Raw genomic sequence first — 19284 nt, 5'->3', positions numbered from 1 at the left:
ATGACGAACAGCGTATCCATCCGCGACCTTTCGCTCTCCTTCGGCGCCGTGAAGGTGCTACAGGACCTCAACCTGGAGATCCGCGACGGCGAATTCCTCGTGCTTCTGGGATCCTCCGGCTGCGGCAAGTCCACGCTCCTCAACTGCATCGCCGGTCTCCTGGAGCCGACTGACGGGCAGATCTTCATCAAGGGCCGCAACGTGACCTGGGAGGAGCCGAAGGACCGCGGCATCGGCATGGTCTTCCAGTCCTATGCGCTCTATCCGCAGATGACGGTGGAGAAGAACCTGTCCTTCGGCCTGCGCGTCGCCGGGGTTCCCAAGGAGGACATCCAGCGTCGCATCGCCCGCGCCGCCGACATCCTGCAGATCCAGCCGCTCCTCAACCGCAAGCCGGCGGAACTATCGGGCGGCCAGCGCCAGCGCGTGGCGATCGGCCGTGCGCTGGTGCGCGATGTCGACGTCTTCCTGTTCGACGAGCCGCTGTCGAACCTCGACGCCAAGCTGCGCTCCGAACTGCGCGTCGAGATCAAGCGGCTGCACCATTCGCTGAAGAACACGATGATCTACGTCACCCACGACCAGATCGAGGCGCTGACGCTTGCAGACCGGATCGCCATCATGAAGAGCGGCGTGATTCAGCAGCTGGATGATCCGGTGACGATCTACAACCGTCCGGTCAACCTCTTCGTTGCCGGCTTCATCGGCTCGCCCTCGATGAACTTCCTGCATGGGGAACTGGCGGAGGAGGGCGGTCGCGCCGTCTTCCGGACCCATGGCGTCTCCTTCTCCCTGACCGGTTACGAAGCAACTGAGCCGCTTGCTCCGGGACGCAAGGTCGTGCTCGGCGTCCGGCCGGAGCACATCCATGTCGACAACCATGAGCCCGGCGCGGAGATGCATGACGCAGTCGTCGACATCGAAGAGCCGATGGGTGCCGACAATCTCCTGTGGTTGAAGCATGCCGGCCACACGATGTCCGTCCGCACCGGCGGTGCCAAGCGTTTCGCGCCCGGAACGAAGCTCCAGATGTCGTTCGACATGTCGGTCGCTTCCCTCTTCGACGCAGAGACGGAAGAGCGGGTCTGACCGGAAAATGTCGATCTCCCACATCGATCTTCACGGTACCTGGGAACTTGCCTCCAGCGACGGCCGGCATCGGGCTCCCATGCCCGTGCCCGGAGACGCCCATACCGCGTTGAAGCTCGCCGGCATCATCCCGGACCCCTATGTCGGCCGCAACGAGGAGCAGGTTCAGTGGGTCGCCGAGCGGGAGTGGGTGATCGAGCGGCAGTTTGTGATCGATGATCCCGACGGCAGCTGGTATCTCGACATCACCTATCTCGACACCGTTGCCGTCGTCTTCGTGAACGACGTTCCGGTACTCTCGGCGGACAACTGCTTCCGCCGCTATCGTCCGGACGTCTCCTCCGCCTTGCAGGCGGGGGAGAACAGGATCCGCATTCACTTCCACTCCAGCGTCGCCGCGGGCGCCGAACGGCAGGCGCGTCAGCCTTTCTACATTCCCTATTCCACCGGGAACTGCCCCATCCCCAACGGCAACATGCTGCGCAAGCCGCAATGTCACTTCGGCTGGGACTGGAACATCGCGCTCGCGCCGCTCGGGCTCTATGGCGAAATCTCGCTCAGACGCCTCGACACGGCCCGCATCGAGCACATCGTCACCCGCCAGAGACATGCGGACGGCAAGGTCGAACTGCATGTGGCGCTGACGCTCCTTGCGCAGGACCCGGCCGTTGTGCCGGTGCACTTCGACCTCGACGGGGAGCGCGTACGGCTGGACTGCGGCATCGCTGCGGGAGAGACGGTCGTCCATCATGTCTTCGAGATCGACGAACCGCGGCTCTGGTGGCCGGCCGGCAGTGGTGAGCAGCATCTCTACCGGTTGACGGTGGATATCCCCGAAGAGCAGGTCACCCGGCAGATCGGCCTGCGCACCGTGGAACTCCTGACGACCCCGGACGAGGCAGGCGCGCGCTTCGCGTTTTGCATCAACGGCCGTGAAGTCTTCTGCCGCGGCGCCAACTGGATCCCGGCGGACGCGCTGTTCTCGCTGTCGAGCCCCGAGAAGACGGAAAACCTGCTGCGCTCCGCGGCCGATGCGCATATGAACATGATCCGCGTCTGGGGCGGCGGCTTCTATGAGCACGACTGGTTCTATGACCTTTGCGACCGGCTGGGCCTGATGGTCTGGCAGGACTTCCAATTCGCCTGCAGCCTCTACCCGTCGACGCCGGACTTCCTCGACGCCGTGGGGGAGGAGGTGGACTACCAGGTTCGCCGCCTCATCTCGCACCCTTCGATCGTCGTCTGGTGCGGCGACAACGAGCTGGTCGGCGCGCTCAACTGGTTCAAGGAATCGCTGGAGAACCGCGACCGCTATCTCGTCTCCTACGACCGCCTCAACCGGACGATCGAGCAGGCGCTGCAGAAGGCGGCACCGGAGGCGATATGGTGGCCGTCAAGCCCCGCATCCGGCTATCTCGACTATGGCGATGCCTGGCACGCAGATGGTTCAGGCGACATGCATTACTGGTCGGTCTGGCACGAGAACAAGAGCTTCGACAACTATCGTTCCGTCCGCCCGCGCTTCTGCTCGGAATTCGGCTTCCAGTCCTATACCTCGCTGCCGGTCATCCGGACCTATGCCGACGCGGAGGACATGAACATCGCCTCGCCGGTGATGGAGCACCATCAGAAGAATGCCGGCGGCAACGAGCGGATCTCGGCGACGATGTTCCGCTATTTCCGCTTCCCGAAGGACTTCGCAAACTTCGTTTATCTGAGCCAGGTGCAGCAGGCACTCGCGATCCGGACCGCCGTCGACTACTGGCGGTCGCTGAAGCCCCATTGCATGGGGACACTGTACTGGCAGCTCAACGACACCTGGCCGGTCGCCTCCTGGTCGAGCCTCGACTATGGCGGTGGCTGGAAGGTCCTGCATTATGTCGCTAGGCGCTTCTTCCAGCCGGTGGCCGTTGCCGCCATTCCCTCGGCAGACGGTTCGGAGATCGGCATCTCGCTGGTCAACGACACGATGGAGGACGTCACCGTCACCATCAACTTGTCAACGGTCTCTCTCGAGGGAGCCCGCACATCGCTGAAAAGCGTCGACGCCCTCTGCTCGCCGGATGCGGCGGTGACGGCGGTTGCCCTGTCTGCGTCGGACCTTCCGCCGGACGCGATCCTCTTCTGGAGCTTCACCGCTACTAACGGCATGGGCGGCGAGGGGCACTACGTGCACGGCACCTACAAGGCGTTCGATCTCGCACCGCCTGGACTGGAAGTCTCCATGTTGCCGGCCGGTGACGGCGCGGTCGACCTGCTAGTTCAGGCGTCGGGGCTGGCGCTCTTCGTCATGGTCGAGAGCAACACGCCTGGCCGCTACTCCGACAACGCCTTCGACCTGACGGCCGGCGAGAGCCGCCGCATCACCTTCACGCCATCGGAGCCCAGCGCAGCAGCGCCGGTGTTCCGGATCTACGACCTTTATTCCTGCCAGTCGGTGGGATGAATCTTTCTTGCAGACGGGCGCGGAGCCCAGGGAGGATGACATGACCAAACTCGGTTTCCAGCTCTACAGCGCGCGCAATTTCCCGCCGCTCGCCAATACGCTGACCGCCCTCGCCAAGGCGGGCTATGCAGAGGTCGAAGGTTATGGCGGCCTCTATGCGAGCATGGACGAAAGCCAGTTGAAGGCGATGAAGGCCGACCTCGACGCCAATGGCCTGACCATGCCGACGGGCCATTTCGGGCTTGATCTTCTCGAGAAGCAGCCGGAGCAGGCCCTGTTGATCGCAAAGACGCTCGGGATGGAGGCTATCTACTGCCCGCATCTCGCTCCCGACCAGCGTCCGACAGAAGCGGCTGGCTGGCGCGCCTTCGGCAAGCGGCTCTCGGAAGCCGGCCAGCGCTACAAAGACGCCGGCTACACCTTCGGCTGGCACAACCACGACTTCGAGTTCAAGACGCTCGAAGACGGCACGATTCCGCAGCAGCAGATCCTCGAAGGCGGTCCGGATCTCGCCTGGGAAGCCGACATCGCCTGGGTCATCCGCGGCGGGGCCGATCCCATCGCCTGGATCGACCGCTACGGCGACCGCATCACCGCTGTCCACGTCAAGGACATCGCGCCGGCGGGCGAGAATACCGACGAAGATGGCTGGGCCGATGTCGGCCACGGCACCGTCGACTGGAAGGGGCTCATGGAGGCTCTTCGCGGCAAGACGCCGGCGAAGCACTTCATCGTCGAGCACGACAATCCGAACGACCTGGAGCGCCTGATTTCCCGTTCCATCGCCGCCTTCAAGACCTACTGACACAACAGCATTTTCGGAGCCCTTCATGGCCAAGGAACTCGGCGTCGGCATCATCGGATGCGGCAATATTTCAATCACCTATCTGGCGCTGGCGCCGCTGTTCAAGGGCATCAAGATGCTCGCCTGCGCCGACCTCAACCGCAGCGCAGCCGAACTGCGGGCGGAGGAATATGGCGTCAAGGCGCAGTCGATCGGTGAACTTCTCGCCAATGACGAACTCGACGTCATCGTCAACCTGACGATTCCGGATGCCCATTTTGCCGTTTCCAAGGCCATCCTCGAGGCCGGCAAGCACGTGTATTCGGAAAAGCCGCTGGTCCTGTCTCTGGAAGAGGGAGAGGAGCTCCGGCGGATCGCCCGGGAAAAGGAGCTGGCCATCGGCTGTGCCCCGGATACCTTCCTCGGCGGCGCTCACCAACTTGCCCGCAAGTATGTGGACGAAGGCGGCGTTGGCCGCATCACCTCCGGCACCTGCCACGTCATGAGCGCCGGCATGGAGATGTGGCACCCCAATCCCGGCTTCTTCTTCCTCAAGGGCGGTGGGCCGATCCTCGACCTCGGTCCCTACTATGTGGCGAACCTCATCAACCTGATCGGGCCGGTGAAGCGGGTCGCGGCGCTCACCTCCATGGCAAACCCGACGCGCACGATCACCAGCCAGCCGCTCGCCGGCCAGACGATCCCGGTCGAAACGCCGACCAACATCCATGCGCTGCTGGAGTTCGTGAACGGCGCGACGATCACCATGTCGGCGAGCTGGGATGTCTGGTCGCACCGGCATGCCAACATGGAGCTCTACGGCACCGAGGGCTCGCTCTATGTGCCCGACCCGAACTTCTTCGGCGGCCTCGTCGAGGCGTCCAGCCGCGACAAGGACATCAAGCCGCTGCCGGCCTGGGACCATCCGTTCTCCAAGGCAAACCAGGAGCATCCCAACGGCCCGCGTGCCAATTATCGCGCCGCCGGCCTTGCCGATATGGCCATGGCGCTGATCGAGAACCGCGACCCGCGCTGCTCGCTCGACCGCTCCCTGCATGGCATCGACGTCTTGACCTCGATCCTGAAATCCGGCGAGGAGGGGCGTTTCGTGGAGATGACGACCACCTGCACCCAGCCGGAGCCGCTCGGCATCGCCGAGGCTCTGGCGCTTCTGCGGTGATCGGCTATCAATGCGATGCGGGCCGTTCGCGCCCGCGTCGCATCTGGACAGAAGGAGGATGTCATGGCCTGGCAACCGGCAGACGATCGTTATTCGAACATGAAATACAACCGCTGTGGCCGCTCGGGCCTTAAGCTACCCGCTCTGTCGCTCGGCCTCTGGCACAATTTCGGCCATGACACGCCGCACGAGCGCAAGCAGGCGATATGCCGCAAAGCCTTCGACCTCGGCATCACCCATTTCGACCTCGCCAACAATTACGGTCCGCCGGGCGGTAGCGCCGAGATCGCCTTCGGCGAGATCCTGCGCACGGATCTGGCCGGCTACCGGGACGAACTGATCATCTCCTCCAAGGCCGGCTACGGCATGTGGCCGGGCCCGTACGGCGAGTGGGGCAGCCGCAAGTACCTGATCGCCTCCTGCGACCAGAGCCTGAAGCGCATGGGCCTCGACTATGTCGACATCTTCTATTCCCACCGCTTCGATCCGGACACGCCGCTCGAGGAAACCTGCGGCGCGCTTGATCAGATCGTGCGGTCGGGCAGGGCACTCTATATTGGTATTTCCTCCTATAACTCGCAGCGTACGCGTGAAGCCGCGGCGATCCTGAAGGAGCTCGGCACGCCGATCCTCATCCATCAGCCGAGCTATTCGATGATCAACCGCTGGATCGAGGAGGACGGGCTGCTCGACACGCTCGACGACCTCGGCATCGGCTCGATCGTCTTCTCGCCGCTGGCGCAGGGCATGCTGACCTCGAAATACCTCGGCGGCATCCCAGAGGACAGCCGGGCAGCGCAAGGCAAATCGCTGCGCTCGGAGTTCCTGAGCGACGAGAACATCGCCAACCTTCGGGCGCTCAACGCCATCGCGGAGAAGCGCGGCCAGACGCTGGCGCAGATGGCGATTGCCTGGGTGCTGCGCGGCGGCCGCGTGACGACCGCGCTGATCGGTGCGAGCCGGCCGGAGCAGGTGGAGGACTGCGTCCACGCGCTCGACAATCCGGAGTTCACGCCGGAGGAACTGGCCGAGATCGACCGCTACGCCCAAGAAGGCAACATCAACCTCTGGGCCGCATCGGCCGAGCGGCAGGGCCCCCAGCGCAAGCACTAAGCCATTCATGCCCGGCGGTTTGCCGTCGGGCATCACAGTTGGAGGAGCAGCAAGATGATCCGCAATCCGATCCTGCCGGGGTTCAATCCCGACCCGTCCATCTGCCGGGTGGGCGAGGATTACTATATCGCCACCTCCACCTTCGAATGGTATCCGGGCGTGCAGATCCACCACTCCCGTGACCTCGTCAACTGGACGCTGGTGCGCCGGCCGCTGGAGCGTGCGAGCCAGCTCGACATGCGCGGCAACCCGGACAGCTGCGGCATCTGGGCGCCCTGCCTCTCCTATGCCGACAGCCTGTTCTGGCTCGTCTATACCGACGTCAAGCGCTATGACGGCAACTTCAAGGACGCCCACAACTACATCGTCACTTCGCCCACCATCGAGGGCGAGTGGTCGGATCCGGTCTATGTGAACTCCTCGGGCTTCGATCCGTCGCTCTTCCATGACGACGACGGCCGCAAGTGGTTCCTCAACATGCAGTGGAACCACCGGACGGAAAGCTATGGCGGCGCGCCGAAACACCCGGCTTTCGACGGCATCCTGCTGCAGGAATGGGACCCGGAAACGAAAAGCCTGAAGGGCCCGATCAAGAACATCTTTGCGGGCAGCCCGCTCGGTTTGGTCGAGGGGCCGCATCTCTTCAAGCGCAATGGCTGGTATTACCTGACGACGGCCGAGGGCGGTACCGGCTATGACCATGCGGTCACCATGGCCCGCTCGCGCGCTATCGAAGGTCCTTATGAGATGCATCCGAACCTGCATCTCATCACGTCCAAGGACGCTCCGAACGCAGTCCTTCAGAGGGCAGGGCACGGGCAGTATGTCGAGGCAGCCGACGGGCAGGCCTATCACACGCATCTCTGCGGCCGTCCGATGCCGCCGAAGCGGCGCTGCACGCTCGGCCGAGAGACGGCGCTGCAGAAGTGCATATGGGAGGACGATTGGCTCTATCTTGCCCAGGGCGGCGTCGTGCCGGATGTCGTTGTCCCGGCGCCGACCAGTGTCGAGGCGGTGGAGCAGCCATCGCGCATCGAGACCCGGTTCGAGCCGGGGCCGCTGCCGAAGGAGTTCCAGTGGCTGCGTACGCCGCAGCCGGAACGCATCTTCAGCCTCTCGGAGCGGCCGGGCCATCTACGTCTCTATGGGCGTGAAAGCATCGGCTCCTGGTTCGAGCAGGCGCTGGTCGCGCGGCGGCAGGAGCATCATTCCTTCCGAGCCGAGACGACCGTCGATTTTTCCCCTGAGACCTATCAGCAGGTGGCGGGCCTGACGCACTACTACAACCGCCACAAGTTCCACGCCCTGGTGGTGACGCTGCACGAAAAGCTCGGGCGTGTCGTGACCATCTTCTCCTGCCCCGGCGATTTTCCGCATGGGCGCATGGTTTTCCCCATCGACAGCGGCATATCCGCGCCGGAGGGGCCGGTGGACCTGGCGATGGAAATCCGCGAGAACGATCTGCAGTTCTTCTGGCGAGCCGCCTCCGGTGGCTCATGGCAGGCGATCGGGCCGGTACTCGATGCAGGAGTGATCTCCGACGAGGGCGGCCGCGGCGAACACGGCTCCTTCACCGGCGCCTTTACCGGGATGGTTGCCTTCGACACCTCCGGCCGCGGCCGGGCAGCGGACTTCCAAAGGTTCATCTACGAATCTCCGGCAAATCCAGGAAATTCCTGAAAGGACGTTAACGCCTCTTGTTAATTTTCAGCCTCAAGCTGCTATTTTTATTACACATCTGTAATGTCAGTGTTCATATCGCGTTCATCAGCCAAGCCCTAGTTTCCAGCGTGTTCAACACGAGGAAACAGACATGAAGAAGTTCGCGATCACTCTGCTCGCTGCCACGATCCTTGCAGCTCCGATAGCGCAAGCGCGGGACGACCATCGGGGGCCTGACCGTGGCCGTCATATCGAGCGGTCCGCACCGCACCACAAGATGAGCCCGCACAAGAAGGTGATCGTTCAGAAGCACCGGTGGAGCAGGGGACATCGCATGAGCGCCGGTGATCGTCGGCGCATGCAGGAGGTTCGCGACTACCGGCGTCACCGTCTGTCTGCACCACCGCGGGGCCACCGGTGGGTACGGGTGGATAACGACTTCCTCTTGGTCGGCATCACATCCGGCATCATAGCCAGCATTATCGCCGGACGGTGACGTCAAACCGGCATTATCGCCGAACGGTGACATAGGAAGGGGCGGCTCCATACCGCCCCTTTTCCATGAGGCTGTGATCAGGTGCCGGACAGGCAGCCCTTGAGGCTTGCGGCAATCGAACGCATCAGGTCGAAATAGAGGTTTGGACCTTCGGTCAGCGAAGCGCCTTCCGGATCCAGCGTGCCGGACCGGGCTTCCGTCCCCTCCGTCACCACCTGGATCAGCTTCGGCTCGAACTGCGGCTCGGCGAAGACGCAGGCGGCGCCGAGCTCCTCGACCTTCCGGTGGATTTCCTTCACCCGCTCCGCGCCGGGCATGACTTCGGGGCTGACGGTGACAGAGCCGACGACGCGGACGCCGTAATGCGCCTCGAAATATTGGTAGGCATCGTGAAAGACGACAAAGGGCTTGTGCTTCACCGGCGCCAGTGTCTCCGCAATCTCCCGGTCCAGGCTGTCGATCTTCCCGTTGAGCTCTTCGAGATTAGCGGCATAGCTCTCGGCATTTGCCGGATCGGCGGCGGAAAGTGCCTGTTCGATGGCGGCTGCCATCGCCTTCGCGTTCATCGGGTCGAGCCACAGATGGGTATCGAACTGCCCGTGTTGGTGGTGATCATGATCATCGCCCTCTTCCCCCTCCTGATGGGCGTGGTCATGTCCGGCTTCGCCGTGGCTATGATCTGCGTGGTCATGCGCTTCGAAGGCCCCGCCTTCCCGGAAAGGCAGCCTAGTCAACCCCTCCGCATCGTCGAGTTCCACGACCGTCGCATCGGAGGCCAGCGCCGCCAGCGGCTTCTCGAGAAAGGCCTCCATGCCGGGCCCCATCCAGAAGACCATGTCGGCGGCTTCGACTGCGCGGGCGTTCGAAGGCCGCATCGTGAACGTATGCGGCGAGGCCGCTCCTTCCACGATCAGCGCCGGTTCGCCGACACCCTGCATGATCGATGCGACCAGCGAGTGGATCGGCTTGATCGAAACCACAACCTGCGGAGCCGCGGCTGCCGCCGAGGCGCCGAAAAGGACCGAACTGGCGAGAAGGAGGGAGAGAGGCTTCATGGGATCCTTGTCCTGGTTGTGTAATATTATTACATCAATTGCGTTATGCTATAACGTGTGCCATAGCCTCGTGCAACAGGGCTGCAGAAAAAGATGCTGATGACCAACAAGGGCGCGTCGTCCGACCGCCGCCACCTCGTCGAACTGAAGAATGCCGGGCTTCGCCGCGACGGCCGGTGGCTGGTGCGCGGTGTGGACCTGACGATCGCGTCCGGCGAGATACTGACGCTGATCGGCCCGAACGGCGCCGGCAAGTCGACCACCGCCAAGATGGTGACGGGCGTGCTGCGGCCGAACGAGGGCGCGGTCGAGCGCAGCCACGACATGCGCATCGGCTACGTGCCGCAGAAGCTGTCCATCGACTGGACCATGCCGCTTTCCGTGCGGCGCCTGATGCGGCTGACAGGGCGTCTGTCCGATGCCGATCTTCTGGATGCGCTGGAGGCGACGGGCATTCCGCATCTGGTGGATGCCGAGGTGCGCCATCTCTCCGGCGGCGAGTTCCAGCGCGCGCTTCTTGCACGGGCGATTGCCCGCAGGCCCGATCTGCTTGTTCTCGACGAGCCGGTGCAGGGCGTCGACTTCGCCGGCGAAACGGCACTTTACGATCTTATCCGCCAGATCCGCGATACGACCGGCTGCGGCATCCTGCTGATCTCCCACGACCTGCACATGGTCATGGCGGGCACCGATACGGTGATCTGCCTCAACGGGCATGTCTGCTGCCGCGGCACGCCGGAAACGGTTAGCCGCAGCGAGGACTACCAGCGCCTCTTCGGTGGTGCGGCGCGCGGCCTTGCCGTCTACAGCCACCGTCACGACCATACGCACCTGCCGGACGGGCGGGTGCTGCACGGCGACGGCTCGATCACCGACCATTGCTACCCGGACGACGGGCATCACGATCACCATCACGAGGATCATTCCCGCCACGGCCATGACCATCACCACGATCACGGCCATGATCGAAAAGGGCGAGAGGGGGAGGCGCGCGATGCTTGACGACTTCTTCATGCGGGCGCTTCTCGCCGGAATCGGCGTGGCGCTTACCGCCGGTCCGCTCGGCTGCTTCGTCGTCTGGCGGCGGATGGCCTATTTCGGCGACACCATGGCGCATTCGGCGCTGCTCGGCGTGGCGCTGTCGCTGCTCTTTGAACTCAACCTGCTTGTCAGCGTCTTCGCGGTCGCGGTGGTGATCTCGCTGCTGCTCCTCTTCCTGCAACGGCGCCAGGCGCTTTCGGCCGATGCGCTGCTCGGCATCCTGTCGCATTCGACGCTCGCCATCGGCCTCGTGCTCGTCGCCTTCATGAGCTGGGTCAGGATCGACCTGATGGCCTTCCTGTTCGGCGACATCCTCGCCGTCACGCCGGGCGATGTCGCACTGATCTGGGCCGGGGGGCTGGCGGTGCTTGCGGCCGTGATCTGGCTCTGGCGCCCGCTTGTCGCCTCCACCGTCAGCGAGGACGTCGCCGAGGCGGAAGGCCTGAGGCCCGAGCGGGCACGGCTCGTCTTCATGCTGCTGATGGCGCTCGTCATCGCCATCGCGATGAAGATCGTCGGCATCATGCTGATCACCGCGCTGCTCATCATCCCTGCGGCCACCGCACGGCGCTTTTCGGCAAGTCCCGAAGGAATGGCGGTATTGGCCTCGCTCATCGGTGCGCTGGCGGTTGTGGCGGGCCTGTTCGGATCCCTACATTACGATACGCCGTCCGGGCCTTCCATCGTCGTCGCCGCGCTTGTGCTCTTCATCCTGAGCCTGTTGCCGGCCGGCAAGCCCCGCCACGAGACGGCCGTGAACAAAGGAGTGCGCCCATGACTGGAACGATCGCCGCCGCTGCGGTGCCGGCCCTGACCCGCAACCAGTCGCTGGTCTTCGACGTGCTGACGAAATCGGACGGGCCGCTCAGTGCCTATACCATCCTCGACCGGCTGCGCGGCGAGGGGTTTCGCGCGCCGCTGCAGGTTTATCGCGCCCTCGACAAGCTGCTCGAGCGCGGCATGGTGCACCGGCTGGAAAGCCTCAACGCCTTCGTTGCCTGTGCCCACCCGCAGAATGCTTGCTGTGCCGGCCACGGACACGGCACGGTCGCCTTCGCCATTTGCGAGAGCTGCGGGCAGGTCGTCGAGTTCCACGACCACGAGGTCGATCACCGGCTGGAAGACTGGGCCCGCCACCGCAGGTTCAAGCCCGCCAAGACCACGATCGAAATCCGCGGGCTCTGCGAAGCCTGCGCCGCCTAGGAGAGGCCTATGGCGGCGGCGGCCTGTCCGCCCGTCGGCGCGGTGGTGATATAAGTTGCTTTCACCCGTCAAAGGGCGCAAGGTGAGTCGTCAGCAGCCACATTAAAGGGCGCTGCTGTTTCGGGGCTGAATACCCCGGCCCCAACGAAAGGAGGACAAGATGTCTTCCGACCTCCACCGACATACCGTATCGCGCAATCTCGTCAGCATCAGCGGCTTCGGCTATCGCGAGAACATCGCCACCGGCCTACCTCATGCCGCGACCGGGGGCACGCCCGTGATCTACCGGCTGGCGAGGCTCGCCGTTGCCGGTCCGCGGTCACTGCCCCTGTGCGCCGCAGCGCATGGTGTCGCCGCGGGCATTCCCGCGCCATCGGCAACCTAACCAAAGGTTGGAGCGGCAGCGCATATGTCTGTCACCAGATCAAACCAGGAGATCGCCATGGCGAAGGGTCAAGTAAGAAGCAACAAGGAAGCGCGGAAGCCGAAGAAGGACAAAGGCGTTGCTCCAGCCGCTGCTCCGCAAGGGTCGCAGGTCAAGTTCGCAAGCGTAACCGAGGCGGCGCGCAAGAGATAAGCAGGCGAGAGGCGGTTCTACCCCTGCGAGGCTCTCGGCAGGGCGCCCGACAGGTCGTGAACCGCCCCGTCTTGAATAGCCGGCCAACGTCGCCATCTAAGGGTTGCCACAAGGCGCAACCGTCGATCTTTCCGAACCACGGTCGACTGCATTTCACGATCGTCGGAACGATCGATTCCGTTCTCATAACGGATCACCTGCAGGCATCGCTAAAGCGTGCCCGCACCAGATTTAGGACATATCAATGATAGAGACGACCCGCCATGCAGCGGAGAGCCTGTTCAGGCATCCCGCGGCTACAGGCAGCAATGCTGCCAAGCTGGAGGAATTTCGGCTGAGACAGAAGACCCGGATGCACCGGGCGAGGATGGACGAGCGCCAGGAGCGTCTGGAGAAGCGCAATCGTCCAGCCGCTGCCACGGCGCTGATCGCCTCGGTCGCCGCGGCGCAATCCCATGGTTGACTATAGCGCAGGCGCAGGCCTCTACCCGTGCAAGACGGTGAGGAGGACCACCCGGATCCGGTACAGGAGGTTCGATACCGTGGCGGAAGCCCTGCGCTTCGCTATCGAGGATATGCCGGCTTCCATGCTCCAAGGCTCTATCCTCGAGGTCGATGAGGCACGCTTCGGGGGTCCGGAGATCCAGCGTCTCTACGAGGCAGAGGCCTATCCGTTGAAGCGCCGGGATCCCCGAGAGAGTCCACGCCGTCCCGGTCGGGCGGGAAGCAATAGGGCGACTAGCTGAGAGAGCTTCTTCTTTAAGTTGTATTTGCGCAAAAAACCAAACAAGAAGTTGACGCGGCGGCCGATCCTGTCTATGAAGAGACATCGACACTTTGTTTGCCGATATTTGTTTTTGCCGCGCCTCGCGCGTTTCTGAACGAACTTCCCTCTCTCAAAAGTCGAAACCCCGTTGGGCCTTCGCCCTGCGGTAATCACCGTTGCTAAGAAAGGGTTCGTCATGACCACAGGCACAGTAAAATGGTTCAATTCCACCAAGGGCTTCGGCTTCATCCAGCCGGATGACGGCAGCGCGGATGTGTTCGTTCACATCTCCGCCGTCGAACGCGCCGGCATGGGCTCGATCGCCGAAGGCCAGAAGCTCGGCTTCGAGCTGGAGCGCGACCGCAAGTCGGGCAAGATGTCCGCAGGCCAGCTTCGCGCTGCCTGACGCTTTTCGCCGCCAATGACCACGGATGTACTGGCATAGCGGCAAAGACGTTCAAGAAGGCCAGGCGCAGAGTCTGGCCTTTTTCCGTTGCGGCTGCAGACGTCCTGCACGCCTGGCCACTGCCAGAAGCCCGCGGATGCACCCATACCATCAAGAGGACTAGCGATTGAGACATCCGAACGACAATGGTTTCGTTGAACGGCGCAGTGCCGCGGCCGATGCAAAACGCCAACTTCTGGCGAAGTTCGCATCCGCGCCGAAGCCGACCGATCCCGAAATGCAGGAAAAGCTCGCCGCCCGCGAGGCGGTAAGCCTTGCCCGCGAAGCACGGCGTGCCGAGCGTGACGCGCTGAAGGCCGCGGAACGCGAGCGGGAACTGGCTCAGGCGGCAGCACTGGCGGCTGCAGCCGAAGCAGACGAAAGAGCCGAAGCGGAAGCCCGGCAGGCCGAGATGGCAGATCGGGTTTCCCGCGTGATCGCCGATGAGGCGGCCCGCAAGGCAGAACGCGACCGGCGCTATGCGGCGCGTAAGGCTCGCCAGGGCTGACACACGAGCTGCGTCCGCCGGCGCAGCGAATTCCGAAGACGGTTGTAGAGCCCAAAAACAGATCGGTTCCGATGAACGCACATGTCTATCCGCCGCCTCCACCTGCTGCCGACAATCCGGCGGCCTGGCTGAAGGCCTTGGCAAAGTACCGGCAGCCCCGCCTTGGGCGGAGCGTGTTCGAACTGATCGTCACACTGCTGCCATTCGCCCTTTTCTGGGCCGCGGCCTACTATTCCCTGGTCACCGGATTCTGGCTCGGCCTGATTGCCATTTTGCCGGCAAGCGCCTTCCTGCTCCGGCTGTTCATGATCCAGCACGACTGCGGCCACGGCTCCTTCTTCGCCCGCCGCGGCCTCGACGACTGGACGGGACGGTTGCTGGGCGTCCTGACGCTCACGCCATATGACTACTGGAGGCGCGCACACGCAGCCCATCATGCCTCTGCAGGCAACCTCGACGATCGCGGCGTAGGCGACATCACCACGCTGACCGTTGCCGAGTACCGGGCTCTTTCTCCTTTGAAGCGCCTCGGCTATCGGCTCTATCGTCATCCGCTCGTTATGTTCGGCGTCGGTCCCGCTTGGCTTTTCCTGTTGAAGCAGCGCCTGCCGTTCGGAATGTTGACTTCAGGTGCATTGCCCTGGATCTCGACCATGGCGACCAATGCAGGGATCATCCTGTTTGGCGGACTACTGGTATCGCTTGTCGGTCTGGTGCCGTTCCTGCTCATCCACCTGCCAATCGTCCTGCTGGCGGGCACAGCAGGCATCTGGCTCTTCTATGTGCAGCACCAGTTCGAGGAGACCCATTGGTCGACGGGCGAGGATTGGGAGTTTCCCCAGGCGGCCCTCCACGGCGCCTCCCATTACGATCTGCCGCCGGTGCTGCGCTGGCTGACCGGCTATATCGGCATCCACCATGTCCACCACCTGTCGAGCCGCATTCCCTTTTACCGGTTACCGGAAGTTCTTCGCGACCATCCGCAACTGGTGGGGATCGGCCGCATCACGCTCCTGGACAGCCTGCGGTGCGTCAAGCTCGTGCTCTGGGACGAGGAGCGCCGGAAGCTGGTGACGTTTCGCACCGCCACGTCGCCCTCATAATCGCATCGCGCCCTTGGCGCTGCCGTACAGACTACCGACACGAAAGACGAGAAAATGATCGAACTGACGCCAACCCAGATCCGCGGTCTCAAACTTGCGAAGGACGGAGACGTCCATCCGCAGGAGGGGAAGAAGTGGACGCATCTCAATGCACAGGTGACCTATGCCAGGAACGACCGGTTCAAGGAGCGCCCGCAGAAGATCAAGTTCCTGACCACCGCCACCCTGACCGAGTTGCGCGAACACGGTCTCGTGAAGCCGCTGAATGACGAAGTGGCTCCGGAAGAATCCCCCCATGCCATCACCATGGCGGGCAAGATGCATCTCCTGAAGATCAAGTAGCTCCGCCCGCCCGTCCGGGCACGGCAGCGCTCGTCAATCTTGGAGCTGTCGCAGGTCGCGGGCGTAGAGCTTCCAGCGCTCGACGTAGTGGGCCGCCGATCTTTTGAGTGCCGCGACGGCGCTTTCCTCAAGCGTGCGGATCGCTTTCGCGGGCGAGCCGACGATCAGCGACTTGTCCGGAAACTCCTTGCCCTCCGTGACGAGCGCATTGGCGCCGATCAGGCAGTTGTTGCCGATCTTCGCGCCGTTGAGGATGGTCGCGCCCATGCCGACCAGCGAGTTTTCGCCGATCGTGCAGCCGTGGATGATGGCGTGATGGCCGATGGTGCAGCCGGCGCCGATGGTCACGGGGAAGCCGAGATCGTTGTGGATCATCACGCCCTCCTGGATGTTGGTGCGCTCTCCAAGCACGATCGGTTCGTTGTCGCCGCGCAGCACCGCGCCGAACCAGATGCCGACGTCGTCGCCGATATGGACGTCGCCGATCACGGTCGCCGTCGGCGCTAACCAATAGCGGTCGGGGGCAGGGGTCTTCGGCTGGATCTGCCCGAGGGCGTAAAGCGGCATGATGTCTCCTCCAGGTGGCGGGCTCGCTCTCTTATTTCCTGCCCGCGATTCCATCCTATCCTAGCTGCTGCGGCATCTTCGCCAAACTGGCGAAGGTGTCGCGCTTGATGTATGAGCGGCGGCAAGGAAAGGAACGCGATGTATGCCGAGGCGCTGAAGACGGGCCGCAAGATCTTTGCGGTTGCCCCGATGATCGACTGGACGGACCGGCACTGCCGCTATCTGCACCGGCAGTTGACCGCCCATGCGCTGCTCTACACGGAGATGATCGTCGCCGATGCGATCATCCACGGGCCGCGGGAGCGGCTCCTGTCCTATTCGCCGGAGGAGCATCCGGTGGCGCTTCAACTCGGGGGCTCCGATCCGGCGAAGCTCGCGGAGGCGGTGAGGATCGCGAGCGACTTCGGCTATGACGAGATCAACCTCAATGTCGGCTGCCCCTCCGACCGCGTGCAGTCCGGCACTTTCGGCGCCTGTCTGATGAAGACGCCGGAACTGGTGGCGGAATGTGTGGTCGCGATGAAGCGGGTGGCGACGGTGCCCGTGACCGTGAAGTGCCGCATCGGCGTCGACGAGCAGGAGCCTGAAGCGGTGCTCCCCGACTTTCTTTCCCGCGTGGTGGGCGCCGGTGCCGATGCCGTCTGGATCCATGCCCGCAAGGCCTGGCTGCAGGGCCTCTCGCCGAAGGAAAACCGGGAGATCCCGCCGCTCGACTACGAGATCGTCCACCGGATGAAGCGGGAGAACCCGGATGTCTTCCTCGGCATCAACGGCGGCATTACCGATCTCGACCGGGCGGCGCGCCATCTCACGGTGATGGACGGCGTGATGCTGGGACGGGCAGCCTACCAGAATGCCGGACTTCTGGCAGAGGTGGACGAGAGAGTTCTGGGCGAGGCGCATCGGGAGCCGGACTGGCTTGAACTGCGCGATGCGATGATGGCCTATGCCGACCGGGTGATCGCGTCCGGGGGGCGGCTGAACCAGGTGACGCGCCACATGGTCGGGCTGTTCCAGGGTTTTGCCGGCGCCCGCCGGTACCGGCAGATCCTGTCGACGGAACCGACGAAGCCGGGGGCCGGGCCGGAGGTGATCGGCGCCGCGTTTGCCGTCGTGGACCTCGATGCCGGTGCGAAGCAGCAGGCGGGCTGATACGGCCTTCTCACATCTATTTTATCGCGGAACCACGCCTTGGCGCAGGGGTTAGGTCCTTGTCCCCTGCGACCAACCGCAACGCACAAGGAGCTTTCTCATGGCCAAGCGTCTACTTCCGATCCTTCTCATGACTGCCGCCTTCCCGATGGCTGCCATGGCGCAGACGGCAGCCGGCGAGTCGGGCACGACGATCACCAATCCGGGTGCCGCCGCCGACCAGAACGCGCAGACCGCGCCCGACGCCGCGGGCGGCACGAACGATGCCAAGCCGATGGAACAGGCTTCGGGTCCGAGCGCCACCACGGAAGGTCCCTTCGTGACGGTTCCGGAAACCGGCGCATGGCGGGTCAGTGACCTCGAAGGCAAGGAGGTCTATGGGACCGACGGCGAAAACATCGGTTCGATCAGCGATGTCCTCGTCAGCCAGGACGGCTCGGTCAATGCCGTGATCATCGGCGTCGGCGGCTTCCTCGGCATCGGGGCCAAGGATGTGGCGGTCGACATGAACGCGCTCGAGCTCGGCCCCGGTGCCACCCAGGCCGAAGCCAATGCCGCTTCCGCTGCCAATCCGGAAGCCGCACCGGGCGATGTCTCCGGCGAGACGACCGCCTCGACCGGCGCCGGCACCACGACGCCGCCGGCCGGCGGCGCGGGCACGGCGGCGACCGGCACCGACACGGCGATGACGAATGACAGTGCCGCCCCGTCCGGCGCCACGACCGGCAACACCACCACCGGAACCGGCATGCCCGCCACCGGCGACGACCAGATGGCCTCGGCAGAGACCGGCAATGACGGCAATGACGGCGCCATCATGATCGGGACGGACGGCCTGCCGGAGCGGATCGTGCTGAACGTCACCCGCCAGCAGCTGGAAGACGCCCCGGCCTTCGAGGGCCTGCGCTCCGAGACCCCGGAACAGCAGTAACAATAGCCTTCCTGTCGAACTCTCCCCCGTGGCAAGCGCCGCGGGGGCTTTTTCGTTCACCCCTCAAAAGTCGGGGGTATTGACGAGCGCCAGGATCAGCTGGTGGACGGCGCCGCCTTCCGTCAGCTCGACCTCGTCGAACTCCCGCGACTGGCGCACCCGCTCGTCGGAAAACTCCTTCAGCCGCGCCTGCAGCTTTTGCCGCACCTTCCGGCATTCCGGATCGTCCGCCGCCGCCAGGCCGCGGCTGAAGGCCTTGATGCTGCGCACCATGTCGACGATCTGCCGGCCGTGCACCCGCTCGTGCTTCTCGACGCCGGCGATGAAGCGCTGCCATTTTTCCGCGACCACGGGCGGCAGGCCGGCCGGCGCCTTGGGCAGCGTGTAGGTGACGATCAGCTTCGGCTTCGCCACGGCGAGCATGCAGGAGCCGTCCGGCTGCGGGCGGTAATCGCGCGTCCAGGTGAGCTTGAAGCTCGTATGGGCGATGGCCTGCACGCCGGCGGCCGGGCCGCGCTCGCCGATCGAGCGGTAGAGATCGATGCCGGTCGTTCCGCGGATCCCATAGGTCTTGACCTGCTCCACCGGCTCCCAGGGTTCGGCGGGGGGAAGGCCAGGGGGAAGCGGAGCGGGCGGAAAGCCATTGGTTTGTGGGGTGGCCTGCTGGGCGGTCGCCGGGTTGGCGGCCGGGCCGGCGAGGGCGGCGGCGAGCAGGAGGGAGGCGAGGAGAGATGCGGAGAAGCGGGGGCGGCGGTGAGGCATGGCGCGGACCCTAGGGCAGAGCCACGGCGGAGGGAAGGGGTGAGGAACGGTCGGGCGCATGA

21 protein-coding genes are annotated in these 19284 nt (G+C 64.2%); 18 read left to right on the top strand and 3 right to left on the bottom strand.

The genetic code is table 11. From position 1 onward, the window contains the following. The 7 genes from RTCK_RS00105 (at position 1) to RTCK_RS00075 (ending at position 8770) form a co-directional block, all read left to right on the top strand. The gene (locus RTCK_RS00105; RefSeq protein ID WP_142590664.1) at positions 1 to 1089 is read left to right on the top strand and encodes an ABC transporter ATP-binding protein; all 1089 of its coding nucleotides are present in this window, start codon (positions 1 to 3) and stop codon (positions 1087 to 1089) included. Positions 1090 to 1096: 7 nt separating this feature from the next. Further along, positions 1097 to 3535 (top strand): beta-mannosidase, encoded by a 2439-nt coding sequence (locus RTCK_RS00100; protein WP_142590662.1) that lies wholly within the window; start codon positions 1097 to 1099, stop codon positions 3533 to 3535. A 40-nt stretch (positions 3536 to 3575) separates the two neighbouring features. After that, on the top strand, positions 3576 to 4340 hold the full coding sequence (locus tag RTCK_RS00095; protein WP_142520488.1) for a sugar phosphate isomerase/epimerase family protein: 765 nt from the start codon (positions 3576 to 3578) through the stop codon (positions 4338 to 4340). Between the two features lie 25 nt (positions 4341 to 4365). Further along, on the top strand, positions 4366 to 5499 hold the full coding sequence (locus RTCK_RS00090) for a Gfo/Idh/MocA family protein (RefSeq protein ID WP_142590660.1): 1134 nt from the start codon (positions 4366 to 4368) through the stop codon (positions 5497 to 5499). Positions 5500 to 5562: 63 nt separating this feature from the next. Next, entirely contained in the window at positions 5563 to 6612 is a 1050-nt protein-coding gene (gene mgrA / locus RTCK_RS00085; protein WP_142590658.1) for an L-glyceraldehyde 3-phosphate reductase, read from the top strand. A 54-nt stretch (positions 6613 to 6666) separates the two neighbouring features. Continuing rightward, positions 6667 to 8292, top strand: a complete 1626-nt coding sequence (locus RTCK_RS00080; RefSeq protein ID WP_142590656.1) for a glycoside hydrolase family 43 protein — start codon at positions 6667 to 6669, stop codon at positions 8290 to 8292. 133 nt (positions 8293 to 8425) lie between these two features. Continuing rightward, positions 8426 to 8770, top strand: coding sequence for an RcnB family protein (locus RTCK_RS00075; RefSeq protein WP_142520492.1), 345 nt, complete (start codon positions 8426 to 8428; stop codon positions 8768 to 8770). Positions 8771 to 8847: 77 nt separating this feature from the next. On the opposite strand, the gene znuA is transcribed toward RTCK_RS00075, so the two are convergent. Beyond that, positions 8848 to 9825: a zinc ABC transporter substrate-binding protein ZnuA gene (znuA, locus tag RTCK_RS00070; RefSeq protein WP_142590654.1), complete on the bottom strand. Its 978-nt coding sequence runs from the start codon at positions 9823 to 9825 to the stop codon at positions 8848 to 8850. Between the two features lie 93 nt (positions 9826 to 9918). Between znuA and RTCK_RS00065 the strand changes: the two genes are divergently transcribed. The 9 genes from RTCK_RS00065 (at position 9919) to RTCK_RS00025 (ending at position 15810) form a co-directional block, all read left to right on the top strand. Next, entirely contained in the window at positions 9919 to 10827 is a 909-nt protein-coding gene (locus tag RTCK_RS00065; protein ID WP_142590652.1) for an ATP-binding cassette domain-containing protein, read from the top strand. Beyond that, complete coding sequence (gene znuB / locus RTCK_RS00060; protein ID WP_142590650.1) at positions 10820 to 11644, top strand: zinc ABC transporter permease subunit ZnuB; 825 nt, start codon at positions 10820 to 10822, stop codon at positions 11642 to 11644. Before RTCK_RS00065 ends, znuB begins: the two co-directional genes overlap by 8 nt. Continuing rightward, on the top strand, positions 11641 to 12069 hold the full coding sequence (locus tag RTCK_RS00055; protein WP_142590648.1) for a Fur family transcriptional regulator: 429 nt from the start codon (positions 11641 to 11643) through the stop codon (positions 12067 to 12069). Before znuB ends, RTCK_RS00055 begins: the two co-directional genes overlap by 4 nt. A 160-nt stretch (positions 12070 to 12229) precedes the next feature. Then, on the top strand, positions 12230 to 12454 hold the full coding sequence (locus RTCK_RS00050) for a hypothetical protein (protein ID WP_142590646.1): 225 nt from the start codon (positions 12230 to 12232) through the stop codon (positions 12452 to 12454). A gap of 436 nt (positions 12455 to 12890) precedes the next feature. Further along, positions 12891 to 13109, top strand: a complete 219-nt coding sequence (locus tag RTCK_RS00045) for a hypothetical protein (RefSeq protein WP_142590644.1) — start codon at positions 12891 to 12893, stop codon at positions 13107 to 13109. Positions 13110 to 13608: 499 nt separating this feature from the next. Then, entirely contained in the window at positions 13609 to 13818 is a 210-nt protein-coding gene (locus tag RTCK_RS00040) for a cold-shock protein (RefSeq protein WP_142590640.1), read from the top strand. Between the two features lie 166 nt (positions 13819 to 13984). Then, entirely contained in the window at positions 13985 to 14365 is a 381-nt protein-coding gene (locus tag RTCK_RS00035) for a DUF6481 family protein (protein WP_142590638.1), read from the top strand. A gap of 71 nt (positions 14366 to 14436) precedes the next feature. Further along, complete coding sequence (locus tag RTCK_RS00030; RefSeq protein ID WP_142590635.1) at positions 14437 to 15468, top strand: fatty acid desaturase; 1032 nt, start codon at positions 14437 to 14439, stop codon at positions 15466 to 15468. Between the two features lie 54 nt (positions 15469 to 15522). Next, a complete protein-coding gene (locus RTCK_RS00025) occupies positions 15523 to 15810 on the top strand; it encodes a hypothetical protein (protein ID WP_142520502.1) in 288 nt (95 codons plus the stop codon). Between the two features lie 33 nt (positions 15811 to 15843). Here the strand turns inward: RTCK_RS00025 and RTCK_RS00020 are convergent, their stop codons facing one another. Further along, on the bottom strand, positions 15844 to 16377 hold the full coding sequence (locus RTCK_RS00020; RefSeq protein ID WP_142590633.1) for a gamma carbonic anhydrase family protein: 534 nt from the start codon (positions 16375 to 16377) through the stop codon (positions 15844 to 15846). A gap of 138 nt (positions 16378 to 16515) precedes the next feature. Here RTCK_RS00020 and dusA point away from each other — a divergent pair, with 138 nt between their 5' ends. Together dusA and RTCK_RS00010 are read left to right on the top strand one after the other, a co-directional pair. Continuing rightward, positions 16516 to 17529 carry a tRNA dihydrouridine(20/20a) synthase DusA gene (gene dusA / locus RTCK_RS00015; RefSeq protein ID WP_142591406.1) on the top strand — a complete coding sequence of 338 codons (1014 nt, stop codon included), beginning with the start codon at positions 16516 to 16518 and terminating at the stop codon, positions 17527 to 17529. A gap of 100 nt (positions 17530 to 17629) precedes the next feature. Beyond that, positions 17630 to 18460: a PRC-barrel domain-containing protein gene (locus tag RTCK_RS00010; protein WP_142590631.1), complete on the top strand. Its 831-nt coding sequence runs from the start codon at positions 17630 to 17632 to the stop codon at positions 18458 to 18460. 63 nt (positions 18461 to 18523) lie between these two features. Here the strand turns inward: RTCK_RS00010 and RTCK_RS00005 are convergent, their stop codons facing one another. Then, complete coding sequence (locus RTCK_RS00005) at positions 18524 to 19222, bottom strand: DUF922 domain-containing Zn-dependent protease (protein WP_142590629.1); 699 nt, start codon at positions 19220 to 19222, stop codon at positions 18524 to 18526. Positions 19223 to 19284 lie beyond the last annotated feature (62 nt).

The organism is Pseudorhizobium endolithicum (assembly GCF_902153245.2).
Taxonomy (GTDB): domain Bacteria; phylum Pseudomonadota; class Alphaproteobacteria; order Rhizobiales; family Rhizobiaceae; genus Neorhizobium; species Neorhizobium endolithicum.
Note: the sequence above shows the minus strand (reverse complement) of the source record. Positions and strands in the feature narration are given on the sequence as shown.